Source organism: Moorena sp. SIO3I8, assembly GCF_010692325.1.
GTDB lineage: Bacteria > Cyanobacteriota > Cyanobacteriia > Cyanobacteriales > Coleofasciculaceae > Moorena.
Genome location: NZ_JAAHHW010000474.1, coordinates 1 through 1,087, shown reverse-complemented (window position 1 = coordinate 1,087; position 1,087 = coordinate 1). Strand labels below are relative to the sequence as shown.

The window sequence follows — 1,087 nt, the reverse complement described above, 5'->3', positions numbered from 1 at the left end:
CATTGGGGGGAACTGATCGTCTAGATAATCTTGCCTTAGCCTGCCGTCGCTGCAACGAAAGGCGCTACAACTTCACAACCGGAATTGATCCCGATACCGGAAACGAAGTTCCCTTGTTCAACCCTCGTTTACAGTCATGGTCTGATCATTTCATCTGGACAGCCGATGGTCTGCGCATTATAGGCACCAGCCCAACAGGACGAGCAACCTGCGCTCGACTAGATCTCAACGACGAGCGTCGCAGTGAAAAATTCATCGTGAAATCTCGACAACTTTGGGTCAAAGGGGGGTTACATCCTCCCCCAGAGGATCCACAGCAATCCGTGTGAGGTACCCACACCAAACCTACCGCTATAGCGTGAGTACCTCACAGGCATTGTATAACGGTTTCTAGCCTAATAAGGTACACAATATTTTTCCCCTGTTCCCAGATCCGCTGTTCCCAGATCCGCTGTTCCCTGTTCCCTTTTTTGATCAGGCCAGATGGCTGCACTACCGGCGACGACCCTTTAACACACCACCAATGCCCAACAGACCGAACCCAATTAAGCCACTGCTAGCCCCAGACTCTGGCACCTGAGCCACTCCCTGGTCAGGATTAAAGGTTGACCAATTGAAATCCGAGAAAAAACCTTGTTCTAGCACGTGGCCTAATACTTGCCCACTGCCACTGCCACCACTGCCACTGCCGCCACCAACGCCACTGCCGCCACCACCGCCACTGCTACCGCCACCGCCACCGCCACCATAGCCCCATTCGTACATGTCGAGCACATCCTGGATGCGGTCTTGAGTTAGCCAGGAGCCTGCTATGTCGTTATAGCCATTGGCGATATACCAGTCGATCCATGAGGCATGCCAGTTAGGATCATTGAAATAGTCACCGATTTCCTCGGCTAAGGTATTCTTGGCATTGTTGAGCAAGTTATTGAGATAATGGGTCATATTGGATTGACTGGGGCGTCCATCTGAGCCGAACACAGTGGAGTTTAGATCCCAACCAATCACATCAAAGGCTTGTAAATCCAGTGCTGACATATCGGCTCTCTCTCCCCAACCTAGGGCTGGTTTCATCATGCCCAAATTA

The 1,087-nt window shown here is 51.6% G+C and carries 2 protein-coding genes; one reads left to right on the top strand and one right to left on the bottom strand.

The features are described 5' to 3' along the window. Nucleotides 1-329 (top strand): HNH endonuclease (locus F6K51_RS37990; protein WP_293031518.1); only part of this gene is annotated, 329 nt, incomplete at its 5' end. Between the two features lie 163 nt (nucleotides 330-492). Here the strand turns inward: F6K51_RS37990 and F6K51_RS37985 are convergent. Beyond that, nucleotides 493-1,087: hypothetical protein (locus F6K51_RS37985; RefSeq protein ID WP_293031515.1), on the bottom strand; the 595-nt coding region annotated here is incomplete at its 5' end.